Origin of the sequence: Saccharomonospora sp. NPDC046836, assembly GCF_040645195.1 — a bacterium.
Classification (GTDB): Bacteria; Actinomycetota; Actinomycetes; order Mycobacteriales; family Pseudonocardiaceae; genus Prauserella_A.
Window position 1 is genome coordinate 161066 of record NZ_JBEYXW010000006.1, and the last position, 12440, is coordinate 173505.

Consider the following 12440-nt stretch of genomic DNA (forward strand, 5'->3'; position numbering starts at 1 on the left):
GGTGGCGCGCAAACCGCTGATCGCGGGCAACTGGAAGATGAACCTCAACCACCTCGAGGCCATCGCGCTGGTGCAGAAGATCGCCTTCTCACTGCCCGAGAAGTACTACGCGAAGGTGGACGTGACGGTGATCCCGCCGTTCACCGACATCCGCAGCGTGCAGACCCTCGTCGACGGCGACAAGCTCCTGCTCACCTACGGTGCGCAGGACCTGTCGCCGCACGACTCCGGTGCCTACACCGGCGACGTGTCCGGGCCGATGCTCGCCAAGCTCGGCTGCACCTACGTCGTCATCGGCCACTCGGAGCGCCGGGAGTACCACGGCGAGACCGACGAGGTGGTGAACAAGAAGGTCCGTGCTGCCGTCAAGCACGGACTCACGCCGATCCTGTGTGTCGGCGAGCAGCTGGAGGTCCGCGAGGCCGAAGGGCACATCGAACACACCACCAGCCAGCTCATCGCCGGCCTGAAGGGCCTCAAGGCCGAGCAGGTGCAGAACACGGTGATCGCCTACGAGCCGGTGTGGGCGATCGGCACCGGCCGGGTCGCGACGCCGTCGGACGCGGAAGAGGTGTGCGCGGCCCTGCGTTCGGCGCTCGCCGAGAAGTACGGAGCCGACCTCGCCGCACAGGTCCGCGTTCTTTACGGCGGATCGGTCAAGTCGGGCAACATCGCCGACCTCATCAAGTGCGAGAACGTCGACGGTGCGCTCGTCGGCGGAGCCAGCCTCGACGGTGAAGAGTTCACGAAACTGTGTGCGCTCGCCGCCGGAGGGCCCCTACCCTGATCTCAGTGGGTACCCGCTACTCTGGGTACCCCCGCCACCCGCAGTACACAGAGGATGACATGAAGCTGTTCCTGCAAATCCTGTTGATCGCGACCAGCGTGCTGCTGATCGTCGCGGTGTTGCTGCACCGTGGCCGCGGCGGCGGACTGTCCTCCCTGTTCGGTGGCGGTATGCAGTCGAGCCTGTCCGGGTCGAGCGTGGCCGAGAAGAACCTCGACCGCATTACGCTCGGTCTCGGCGCCGTATGGATCATTTCCATCGTCGGTCTCGGTCTGTTGCTGAAGATCTGATCGATATCGGCGTGCCTGGCGGGGTACGTCAACTTCTGGTGGGTGTGAGGAAGCATGGTTGGCGGTAACGCGATTCGAGGCACGAGAGTCGGTGCGGGGCCCACTGGGGAATCGGAGCGTGGGGATGCCGCCCCACGTCGCCGGGTCTCCTACTGGTGTGCCAACGGGCACGAATCTCGGCCGTCGTTCTCAATGGACGCCGAGGTTCCCGAGGAATGGGACTGCCCACGCTGCGGTCTCCCCGGCGGGCAGGACGAGCAGAACCCGCCCGCGGCTCCGCGTTCGGAGCCGTACAAGACTCATCTGGCATATGTGAAGGAACGCCGTAGCGACGCCGATGGGGAGGCCATCCTCGCCGAGGCGCTCGAACGGCTGCGCCAGCGTCGGCAGATCTGACCCTCCCCGCGAGGGAAGGGCAGGCGACGGCAAGCCTGGCAGACACCGCCTGCGCCGGTGGTCTGAGCGCCAGTCCCGCGGCAACGCGGGCTCGCTCAGGCCACCGTGCGTCTGGCGGTGTTTTTCGTTGTCACTCAGGGGTGACCGGGTACCGGGCCCGCACCCGCCAGCCGCCGTCGTTGGTGGGGGTCGTCTCGAAGGTGCCGCCGAGGAGCCGTGCCCGCTCGGCGAGGCCGGCCAGGCCGTAGCCACCCGAAGGGAACTCGTTGGTCGGCTGCTGCGGGCGATCGTTGCTCACCTCGATCGTCAGGCGATCCGGCTCCCACGACAGCCGCACGAACGCGGTCGCTCCCGGCGCGTGCTTGCGAACGTTGGTCAGGCTCTCCTGCACCGTCCGGTACGCGGCGGCGGAGACCGTCGTCGGCAGGTCGTTCGGCAACCGTTCGACAGCGAGTTGCACCGGCACCTCCGCACTGCGGATCAGTTCGGGAAGATCGGCCAGATCCGGCTGACCGTCGACCGCGCCCGAGCGCAGCACCCCGACCAGACCGCGTAGCTCCTCCAGTGTCCGCGTGGACAGCTGGCGGATGGTCTGCGCGGTGCGCTGGGCCTCGCCGCTGGTGTTCGCCGCCGACAGTGCACCAGCCTGCATGGCGATGAGCGTGATGTCGTGGGACACCACGTCGTGCATCTCCCTGGCCAGCCGCGCCCGCTCCTCGGCGCGGACCGTCTCGGCGTACAGCTTGCGTTCCCGGTCCCGGCTCGCGGCCAGTTCGACCAGGCGGGCGGACAGCTCACTGCGCGCGCCGATCAGCAGCCCGATCGCCACGGGCATCCCGGCGACGATGACGCCGTAGATGGCGGCGAGCATGTGCTCCCGCCAGCTGCGTGCCGCGAAGTCGGGCAGCGGCCAGAGCATGAACCGGGCCAGCCACACCAGCCCCGCACCGACCCACACCTGCCAGTGCATTTGCCTGCGGGTCGCCAGGTAGCCCAGTGCGATCATGGCGGCTACCTGTGCCCAGCCGGCGAGGAAACCGGGCACGGCCAGCACGACCACGGTGAAGGGCAGCCAGCGGCGTGCCAGGAGCACGACGCAGCTTGCCGCCGAGAGATAGACCGAGTAGGGCTGGGCCTTCTCCGGGAAGACCAGCCAGACGTCGAGAACCGCGATGACGAAGATGGCCGCGTCGACGGCCAGTTTGCGCACGAACGGGTGGGACCGGAGTGCGATCGCTGGTCGTGGAACGGCCGTCGGTCTCGGCCGCATCTCCTCGGCGGGCCGCGCGCCCGAGCCGCCGACCGCAACCCCGGGAATGGTCATTCCCTCTGTGGTCATGGCATGGACCTCTCGTCTTGTGGACTCGACTATGAGAGGTCATTCAGGCGCGTAAGGGACGCGTAAAGCCGGAAAAGTGTGCGGATGCTAACGGTGTGGTTACTCCCCGTGCGCGCTTCCCGCCGTGGGCACCTGCCACGGCGGGGAGCGTCGGGTCACACGTGCGGGAACGCTGGGACCGTGCCCAGCTTGCCCGCGGCGGCCTTGTCGAGGAGCCAGAGCGTCCGCCGTCGCCCACGCGCGCCGGCGACCGGCAGCTGCACCTCACCGGCGCCGGAGAGCGCGAGGGCGACCGCGTCGGCCTTGGCCTCGCCGGTCGTCACCAGCCACACCTCGGCTGCGCTGCGGATTGCCGGGAACGTCAGCGAGATCCGGGTCGGTGGGGGCTTCGGGCAGTTGCGCACCGCCACCACGGAGCGTTCCGTCTCGTAGGCCGCGGGCGACTCCGGGAAGATCGACGCCGTGTGCCCCTCGCCGCCGAGACCGAGTAGCAGGACGTCGAACGTCGGCACGCTGCCGTGGTCCTCGGGTTGGGCGTTCGCGGCGAGCACCTCGGCGTAGGCGGCTGCCGCCGCGTCGGGGTCAGCGCCGAACTCGCCGTCGGACGGGGCCATCGCGTGGACCCGCGCCGGATCCACCGGCACGTGGTCGAGCAGCGCCTTCCTGGCCTGTCTCTCGTTGCGTTCGGCGTCATCGGCAGGGACGAACCGCTCGTCGCCCCAGTAGATGTCCAGCCTGGACCAGTCGATCGCGTCCCTGGCCGGAGCCGTACGCAGCTGCTCGAGGATGGCGATGCCGGTACCGCCACCCGTCAGCACCAGCGACGCCGATCCTTTCGCTGCCTGCAGGTCGACCAGCCGCGTCACGAGCCGGGCCGCGCATGCCGCGGCGAGCAGTTCGGGGTTGGCGTGGACGACGACCTCGGACGCGGGGCTCATGCCTTGGCCTTCGCCACGGCCTTGGCGTTGTTCGCGGCGGCACCGGCCGCGGGCTCGGCCTTCTTGCGTGCCGCGGACAGCTTGCCGAGGCCTAGCAGTGCCGCCTCGTAGACCTCGTCCGGAGCCAGCCTGCGCAGCTCCTCGACCAGGCAGTCGCGAGTGTCCCGCCGCTGCAGCGCGATCCGGCGCGTCGGCTGACCGGGCTGCGTCAGCGTCCCGGTCCGGCCGTCGGGGCGGTAGATCTGGATCGACCCGGACGGCCGTTCCAGCGTCACCGACACGATCCCCTGTGCACTCGTCGTCTTGATCCGCCGGACCGGCACATCGAGGTACTCGGCGAGCCAGCCGGCGAGCAGCTCGGTGGACGGCGAATCGCCCTCGCCCGTCACCGTGGCCCCGGTGACCCGCTCGTAGGGCGGCAGGTCGAGCGCCGACACCAGCTGCGCCCGCCAGTTGGTCAGGCGCGTCCAGGCCAGGTCGGTGTCGCCGTCGACGTAGGCCTTCGCCCGGGTGGCCAGTGCCCGGATCGGGCTCTTCTCCGCGGCGGAGTCGGTGATCCGGCGCTGCGCGAGCTGACCGAGCGGGTCCTTCGAGGGCGCTTTCGGCCCCGCGCCCGGCCACCACGTGACGATCGGGGCGTCCGGAAGCAACAGCGGGATGACCGCGCTCTGGCCGTGGCTGGCCAGCGCGCCGTACAGCCGCAGCACGATCACCTCACTCGCGCCCGCGTCGCCGCCGACCCGGATCTGGCCGTCGATGCGCGGAGCCGCGCTGCGCGCGCCCTTCGCCACCACGATCACCCGGCACGGGTGCTCGCGGCTGGCTTCGTTGGCCGCATCGATGGCGTCCTCGAGCTGGTCGTCGTCCTCGGCGGCGATGACCAGGGTCAGCACCCTGCCCAGCGCGACCACGCCACCGCGCTCACGTATCTCGACGAGTTTCTTGTTCAGCTGCGACGTTGTCGTGGACGGCAGATCGATGATCATGGACGCCTCCAGTGCCTGCCGGAGCGGGCGAGCATGTGGTCTGCCGAGGGCGGGCCCCATGAGCCGGGCTGGTACGGCTCAGGTGCGCCCTCCTTCGCCCAGTGCTCCAGCACCGGGTCGAGGATCTGCCAGGACAGCTCGACCTCCTCGTTCGCCGGGAACAGCGACGGCTCGCCCAGCAACATGTCCAGGATCAGCCGCTCGTAGGCCTCCGGTGAGGTCTCGGTGAACGCGTGACCGTAGCCGAAGTCCATCGTGACGTCACGCACCTCCATGGTCGTCCCCGGCACCTTGGAGCCGAACCGCAGTGTGATGCCCTCGTCCGGCTGCACGCGGATCACCAGCGCGTTCTCGCCCAGTTCCTCGGTGGAGCTGGAGTCGAACGGCAGGTGCGGCGCCCGCTTGAACACCACGGCGACCTCGGTGACCCGCCGCCCCAGCCGCTTGCCGGTGCGCAGGTAGAACGGCACGCCGGCCCACCGCCGGTTCTGGACCTCCAGCGTCACCGCCGCGTAGGTCTCGGTGGTCGAGTCCTTCGCGAAGCCCGCCTCCTGCAGCAGGCCGGGGACCTTCGTCCCGCCCTGCCAGCCACCGGCGTACTGGCCGCGTGCCGTCGTCTCGTCGAACGGGCCGATGGCCGTGGTCGCCCCCAGCACCTTGACCTTCTCCGCACGCAGTGCGTTCGGCTCGAAGGAGACGGGCTCCTCCATCGCGGTCAGTGCCAGCAGCTGCAGCAGGTGGTTCTGGATCACGTCCCGCGCGGCGCCGATGCCGTCGTAGTAGCCGGCGCGCCCACCGAGGCCGATGTCCTCCGCCATCGTGATCTGCACGTGGTCGACGAAGTTGGCGTTCCAGATCGGCTCGAACAGCTGGTTGGCGAAGCGCAGCGCCAGGATGTTCTGCACCGTCTCCTTGCCGAGGTAGTGGTCGATACGGAAGACCGACTCCTCGGGGAACACGTCGTTGACGACCGCGTTGAGCTCCACGGCGCTGGCCAGGTCGTGCCCGAACGGTTTCTCGATCACGACCCGGCGCCAGACGTCCTCGCTGGACTCCGCCAGCCCGCTCCGCGCGAGCTGTTTGGTGACCACGGGGAACGCCCACGGCGGGATCGAGAGGTAGAAGGCCGTGTTGCCGCCGGTGCCGCGCTCGGTGTTCAGCTCACGCACGGTCTCCGCGAGGTGGTCGAACGCCGCGTCGTCGTCGAAGGCGCCCGGAACGAACCGGATCCCTTCAGCCAGCCGGTTCCACACCGACTCGCGGAACGGGGTGCGGGCGTGCTCGGCCACCGAGTCGTGCACGAGCTCGCCGAAGTCCTGGTCCGCCCAGTCCCGCCGGGCGAAGCCGACGAGCGAGAAGCTCGCCGGGAGCAGCCCGCGGTGCGCGAGGTCGTAGATCGCCGGCATCAGCTTCTTGCGTGAGAGGTCACCGGTGACACCGAAGATCACCAGGCCCGACGGGCCCGCGATCCTGGGCAGCCGCTTGTCGCGCGGATCGCGCAGTGGGTTGGTCCAGCCACGTTTCATGAAGTGATGTCCTGTACTGCGCGCATGAGTTCGGCCAGGCCGGCGACCCTGTCGGTGAGGTGCAGCCGCAGCACGGGTCTGCCGTGCCCGGCGAGCACCTGGCCGTCACCGAGTGCCTGCGCCAGCTGCAGGGTGCCCAGTGTGTAGGGGCGGTCCGGTACGGCGAGATCGGTCTCGGCCGCGCCGGTGATCTGCAGGAAGGCGCCGTTCGGATGACCGCCCTTGTGGTACTGCCCGGTGGAGTGCAGGAACCGCGGACCCCAGCCGAAGGTCGTCTGCCTGCCCGACCGCTTCGCCAGCTCCGGCCGCAGCAGCGCCGCCGAGGCGTCGTCGAGCCGGTCGAGGTAGGCCTGCACGGCCAGGTATCCGCCCTCCGGTGTGGTGCCGAGGAACTCGCGCAGCACGTCGCTGAGCGAGCCGCCCGAGGTGCCCGTCGAGGCGTATACCTCGACGGTGCCGAAGACCGCGGACGGCTCGGCACCACCGCGCAGCGCTGCCGGGTCGTCCAGCAGCGAGCGGGCTGCCCGCTTCGCGGCCTCCACGTCCGGCTGGTCGAACGGGTTGATGGCCAGCAGGCGTCCCGTGATCGCGACCGCGTACTCCCAGAGCAGGAACTGGGCGCCGAGCGGGCCGGTGACAGCGACCTTCGCCGCCGCCGTGGGCGCACCGATCGCGATCGGTGTCGCATCCGGCCCGGCGTCGGCGAAACCGGTCGCGTCCGGGCCCTCCACGACGACCGGAAGCAGGCCGGTGCCCCGCTTGCCGGTGGACTCCGCGATCAGCTGCTCGGCCCAGTCGCCGAGCCCGGCGATGCCGGACCCGGTGTCGGCGAGGACCACCTTCTCGGCGCCGTCGCCGTGCGCTGCGCCGAGCGCGGCGGCCAGCCGCAGCGCCGGGTTGTCCGCCGAGTCGGCCGCGAGCGCGTCGGCCACACCGGCGGCCTGGTCGAGCAGTCGCGCGACGTCGGCACCCGCGAGCCCGGCCGGGACGAGCCCGAACGCGGTGAGCGCCGAGTAGCGCCCGCCGACGTGCGGATCGGCGAGGAAGACCATCCGGTATCCCTCCGCCTGCCCGAGTGCGGCCAGTGGTGAACCGGGGTCGGTGACGACCACGATCCGCCTTGCCGCGTCGATTCCGGCGTCGGCGAACGCCGCGGTGAAGACCCGGCGGTGGCTGTCGGTCTCGACCGTGGTGCCGGACTTCGACGACACGACGAGCACGGTCCGTTCCAGGTCACCCGCGAGCGCGTCGGCCACCTGGCCGGGATCGGTGGTGTCCAGCACCGTGAGCGCAACGCCCTCGGTGCCGGTGATCACCTCCGGGGCCAGCGACGAGCCACCCATCCCGGCGAGGACCACCCGGTCCACCCCTTCCGAGCGCAGCTCGGTGCGTAGCGCCTCGATCTCGCCGATCAGCGGCCGGGAGGACCTGTGCAGGCTGGTCCACGACAGCCGGATGGACGCCTCGGGCTCCGCGTCGGCGCCCCATATCGTCGCGTCCTGTGCGGCGAGTTTGCCCGCCACACCGTCGGCGACGAGCTTGTCCAGCAGCGGCGCGGCAGCGGCCTCGAGCGCGGCGGCCTCGATGCTGACTGATGTCTGTTCGCCGGCCATCAGCGCGTCAGCCCTTCGCCTGCGCCAGCTGCCCGGTGACGGTCTCCAGCAGCTCGGCCCAGGACTTGTCGAACTTCTCGACGCCCTCGTTCTCGAGCGTCACGAAGACGTCGGCGATGTCGATGCCAACGGCGGCGAGCTGGTCGAACACCTCCTGTGCCTGTGCCCCGGTCCCGGTGACCTTGTCGCCCTCGAAGCGCGCGTGGTCGGCCGTGGCCAGCATCGTCTTCTCCGGCATGGTGTTCACCGTGCCGGCGACCACCAGCTCGTCGACGTAGCGCGTGTCGGAGTACTCGGGGTTCTTCACGCCGGTGGAGGCCCACAGCGGACGCTGAGGGTTGCCGCCCTCGGCAGCCAGCGCCTTCCACCGGTCGGTCGCGAAGAGCTCCTCGTAGGCGGCGTAGGCGAGCCGGGCGTTGGCGATGGCCGCCTCGCCGCGCAGTGCCAGTGCCGCATCGGTGCCGATGGCGTCCAGCCGCTTGTCGACCTCGCTGTCCACACGGGACACGAAGAACGAGGCAACGGAGTGGATGCCGCGCAGGTCGTGGCCGTTGGCCTTGGCCTGCTCCAGGCCCGCGAAGAACGCGTCGATGACGGCGCGGTAGCGCTCGACGGAGAAGATCAGCGTGACGTTGACGCTGATGCCTTCGGCGAGCGTGCGGGTGATGGCGGGCAGACCCTCCTCGGTGGCCGGGATCTTCACGAGGAGGTTCGGCCGGTCCACCGCCTTCCACAGCTCCGCCGCCTCGGCGACGGTCTGCGCGGTGTCCTTGGCGAGCCCAGGGTCGACCTCGATGGACACCCGCCCGTCTACACCGCCGGTGGCGGTGTAGACGTCGCGGAAGAGATCCGCGGCGTTGCGGACGTCGGTGGTGGTCAGTTCCCGCACCACCGCGTGCAGCTCGGTGCCGCGGGCCGCGAGCTCACGGACCTGGTCGTCATAGACGGCGCCGTTGGACAGAGCCGCCGCGAAGATCGTCGGGTTGGTGGTCACCCCCACCACATGCTTGTCGCGAATGAGCTCGGCGAGGTTGCCCGAGGTGAGCCGCTCCCTCGACAGGTCGTCGAGCCAGATCGACACGCCGGCCTGCGAGAGCTGGGCGAGCCGGTCGTTGCCGTTGTTGCTCATGACGTTCGTCCCCTTTGGTCAGCTTGTCAGGAGTTCTTCTTCTCCAGCGAGCGCCGGGCCGCGGCGACCACGGCTTCCGCGGTGAAGCCGAACTCGCGGAACAGGGTCTTGAAATCGGCCGAGGCACCGAAGTGTTCGATCGAGACGATCTCACCGCCGTCGCCGACGAAGCGGTACCACGGCTGCGCGATACCCGCCTCGACCGCGACACGGGCCTTGACGGTCGGCGGGATCACCGCGTCGCGATAGCTCTGGTCCTGCTGGTCGAACCACTCGACGCACGGCATCGACACCACGCTGGTGGCAACGCCCTCGGCCTCCAGGGTCTTCCTGGCCTCGACGGCCAGCTGGACCTCGGAACCGGTGGCGATCAGCACGACCTCCGGCGACCCGCTGGAGGCCTCGGCGAGCACGTAGCCGCCCCTGGCGACGCCCTCGGCGCTCGTACCCTCGAGGATCGGCACGTTCTGCCGGGTCAGTGCGAGCCCGGACGGCGCGTGGACGTCCTCCAGCACCGCCTTCCAGGCGGCAGCGGTCTCGTTGGCGTCGGCAGGCCGCACCACGTTCAGGCCGGGGATGGCGCGCAGTGCGGCGAGCTGCTCGATCGGCTGGTGCGTCGGGCCGTCCTCGCCGAGACCGATCGAGTCGTGGGTCCACACGTAGATGACCGGCACCTGCATCAGCGCCGCGAGCCGCACGGCGGGCCGCATGTAGTCGCTGAAGATCAGGAACGTACCGCCGTAGGGCCGGGTGCCGCCGTGCAGCGCGATGCCGTTGAGGATCGAGCCCATGGCGTGCTCGCGGACGCCGAAGTGCAGCGTGCGGCCGTAGGGGTTGGCCCGCCACATCTCGGTGGAGGCGCTCGCCGGGCCGAACGAGTCCGCGCCCTTCATCGTGGTGTTGTTGCTCTCCGCGAGGTCGGCGGAGCCGCCCCACAGTTCGGGCAGCACGTCGGCGACCGCGGACAGCACCTCACCGGAGGCCTTGCGGGTGGCCATGCCCTTCGCGTCGGGCTCCCAGCCGGGCAGCTTCTCGGCCCAGCCGGCAGGCAGTGCCCTGGTGCGCAGCCGGTCGGCGAGCTCCTTGCGCTCGGGGTTGGCGGCGGCCCACGCGTCGAAACGCTCCTGCCATTGCGCGCGGGCGGCCGTGCCGCGCTCGAGCGCCCCGCGGGTGTGGGCGAGCACCTCGTCCTCGATCTGGAAGCTGCGTTCCGGGTCGAAACCGAGGATCTCCTTGACGGCGGCGACCTCGTCGGCGCCCAGCGCGGCGCCGTGTGCCTTGCCGGTGTTCATCTTCTTCGGCGCCGGGTAGCCGATCACGGTGCGCAGCAGGATGAACGAGGGCCGGGACGTCTCGGCCTTGGCGGCCTCGATGGCCTGCTCGATCGCCACCACGTCCTCGCCGCCCTCGACGACCTGGACGTGCCAGCCATAGGCCTCGTACCGCTTCGCGGTGTCCTCCGACAGCGCGATGGTGGTGTCGTCCTCGATGGAGATCTTGTTGTCGTCGTAGATCACGACGAGGTTGCCGAGCTCCTGCCTGCCCGCGAGCGAGGACGCCTCGGACGTGACGCCCTCCTCGATGTCACCGTCGGAGGCGATCACGTAGACGTGGTGGTCGAAGATGCTCTCGCCCTGCGGGGCGTCGGGGTCGAGCAGGCCGCGCTCGCGGCGGGCCGCCATCGCCATGCCGACCGCGTTCGCTAGGCCCTGGCCGAGTGGCCCCGTGGTGGTCTCGACGCCCGGCGTGTGCCGGAACTCCGGGTGGCCGGGGGTCTTCGAGCCCCACCTGCGCAGCTGCTCGAGGTCCGCCATCTCCAGGCCGTAGCCGGCGAGGAAGAGCTGGATGTAGAGCGTGAGGCTGCTGTGCCCCGCGGAGAGGACGAACCGGTCGCGCGCTGGCCACTGCGGGTCGCTCGGGTCGTGCCGCATGACGCGCTGGAACAGTGAGTAGGCGAGGGGCGCGAGGCTCATCGCCGTACCGGGGTGGCCGCTGCCGCAGTGCTCGACCGCGTCGGCGGCCAGTACGCGGATCGTGTCCACCGCGCGGGTGTCCAGATCGGTCCAGTCGGCCGGGTGGTTCCGGCGCAGTAGTGGGTTGTTCTCCGCGGTAGGGGCGATTTCCGACACTGAACTCGGCTCCTGAGTCGTTCGCGTGCAGCTCTTCGTGGTCACCCGGTGGTTCCGGCCGCCACTTATCTTAATCGATCCCGAGCCAATCACCTGCTCATCTGGCGAGGTAACCAGGCATGTTGGGGCCGACAAGGCAAGCCTAGTGGGTACGCTGCGGGCCCGCGGCGGCACACACGTGCGTGAGGTGTTGCCGAACAGTGGGTGCCGGGTGCCGCCACACCGACCGGAAACGCCACCTACTACGATCTGTCAGTGTGCGGCCCGGCATGCTCGCCGCCCCGCACGTCCCCGAGTCTGACCCAGGGAGTGAAATGTCGTTGGTGCACGCTGCGCACGGGCGCAGTGACAACACCAGCGCCGTGCATCCCACCGGCACCCCGCCCGCCGGTGGCCGGCGAGGTGTCCGCGACGTCATCGGCGCCTACGCCGCCCTCGCCAAGCCCAGGGTCATCGAGCTGCTGCTCGTCACCACGATCCCGGCGATGTTCCTCGCCGGCCGCGAGATCCCGTCGCCGTGGCTGGTGCTGGCCACCCTGCTGGGCGGCACCATGGCCGCGGGTAGCGCCAACGCGCTCAACTGCGTGATCGACGCCGACATCGACAAGGTGATGAACCGCACGAAGCGGCGGCCGCTGGTGCGCAACTCGGTGCCCCGGCGCAACGCGCTGCTGTTCGGTCTCGCGCTCGGGGTGGCCTCGTTCGCGGTGCTCTACCTGACCGTGAACCTGCTGTCCGCGCTGCTCGCGATCGTCACGATCCTGTTCTACATCTTCGTCTACACCCTGCTGCTCAAACGCCGCACGCCGCAGAACGTGGTCTGGGGCGGGGCCGCGGGCTGCATGCCGGTGGTCATCGGCTGGGCCGCGGTCCAGGACACCGTGCAGTGGCCCGCGTTCGTGATGTTCGGTGTCATCTTCTTCTGGACGCCGCCGCACACGTGGGCGCTGGCGATGAAGTACCGCGAGGACTACGAGCGCGCCGGCGTCCCGATGCTGCCGGTGGTGGCGACGCCGCAGCACGTCACCAAGCAGATCGTCATCTACTCCTGGGTGATGGTCGGCTGGACGCTCCTGCTGGCGCCGGCTACGAGCTGGCTGTACGCGGCGTTCGCCGCGCTGGCCGGTGCGTGGTTCCTGTTCTACGCGCACCGGTTGTACGCCGCCGTGCGGCGCGGTGTCGAGACCAAGCCGATGGCGTTGTTCCACCGGTCGAACACCTACCTCATGATCGTGTTCGTCGCGCTGGCCGCCGACTCCGCGATCGGCCTTCCGGTGCTCGGCCTGCCCTTCTGACCCGCCCCGCTC

Annotated in this window: 11 protein-coding genes; 4 read left to right on the plus strand and 7 right to left on the minus strand. The window is 70.1% G+C overall.

Annotation, left to right across the window (positions count from 1 at the left end):
- The first annotated feature begins 1 nt into the window (after nt 1).
- The 3 genes from tpiA to ABZ863_RS10655 are packed head-to-tail and all read left to right on the plus strand — an operon-like array spanning nt 2 to nt 1473.
- A complete protein-coding gene (gene tpiA, locus ABZ863_RS10645) occupies nt 2–787 on the plus strand; it encodes a triose-phosphate isomerase (protein WP_358533916.1) in 786 nt (261 codons plus the stop codon).
- A gap of 59 nt (nt 788–846) precedes the next feature.
- The gene (secG, locus tag ABZ863_RS10650) at nt 847–1077 is read left to right on the plus strand and encodes a preprotein translocase subunit SecG (RefSeq protein ID WP_358533610.1); all 231 of its coding nucleotides are present in this window, start codon (nt 847–849) and stop codon (nt 1075–1077) included.
- Nucleotides 1078–1131: 54 nt separating this feature from the next.
- Nucleotides 1132–1473: an RNA polymerase-binding protein RbpA gene (locus ABZ863_RS10655; protein WP_358533613.1), complete on the plus strand. Its 342-nt coding sequence runs from the start codon at nt 1132–1134 to the stop codon at nt 1471–1473.
- 130 nt (nt 1474–1603) lie between these two features.
- Here ABZ863_RS10655 and ABZ863_RS10660 read toward each other — a convergent pair whose 3' ends face one another.
- The 7 genes from ABZ863_RS10660 to tkt form a co-directional block, all read right to left on the minus strand.
- Complete coding sequence (locus ABZ863_RS10660; RefSeq protein WP_358533615.1) at nt 1604–2812, minus strand: sensor histidine kinase; 1209 nt, start codon at nt 2810–2812, stop codon at nt 1604–1606.
- Between the two features lie 155 nt (nt 2813–2967).
- Entirely contained in the window at nt 2968–3750 is a 783-nt protein-coding gene (gene pgl / locus ABZ863_RS10665) for a 6-phosphogluconolactonase (protein ID WP_358533618.1), read from the minus strand.
- Entirely contained in the window at nt 3747–4736 is a 990-nt protein-coding gene (gene opcA / locus ABZ863_RS10670) for a glucose-6-phosphate dehydrogenase assembly protein OpcA (RefSeq protein ID WP_358533621.1), read from the minus strand. The genes pgl and opcA overlap by 4 nt, the downstream gene beginning before the upstream one ends.
- Nucleotides 4733–6262 (minus strand): glucose-6-phosphate dehydrogenase, encoded by a 1530-nt coding sequence (zwf, locus tag ABZ863_RS10675; protein WP_358533624.1) that lies wholly within the window; start codon nt 6260–6262, stop codon nt 4733–4735. Before zwf ends, opcA begins: the two co-directional genes overlap by 4 nt.
- Complete coding sequence (locus ABZ863_RS10680; protein WP_358533627.1) at nt 6259–7875, minus strand: glucose-6-phosphate isomerase; 1617 nt, start codon at nt 7873–7875, stop codon at nt 6259–6261. The genes zwf and ABZ863_RS10680 overlap by 4 nt, the downstream gene beginning before the upstream one ends.
- Nucleotides 7876–7882: 7 nt before the next feature.
- Nucleotides 7883–9004 carry a transaldolase gene (gene tal / locus ABZ863_RS10685; RefSeq protein ID WP_358533629.1) on the minus strand — a complete coding sequence of 374 codons (1122 nt, stop codon included), beginning with the start codon at nt 9002–9004 and terminating at the stop codon, nt 7883–7885.
- A gap of 26 nt (nt 9005–9030) precedes the next feature.
- Nucleotides 9031–11133, minus strand: coding sequence for a transketolase (tkt, locus tag ABZ863_RS10690; protein ID WP_358533631.1), 2103 nt, complete (start codon nt 11131–11133; stop codon nt 9031–9033).
- A 314-nt stretch (nt 11134–11447) separates the two neighbouring features.
- On the opposite strand from tkt, the gene ABZ863_RS10695 reads away from it, so the two are divergent.
- A complete protein-coding gene (locus tag ABZ863_RS10695) occupies nt 11448–12428 on the plus strand; it encodes a heme o synthase (protein ID WP_358533634.1) in 981 nt (326 codons plus the stop codon).
- Nucleotides 12429–12440 lie beyond the last annotated feature (12 nt).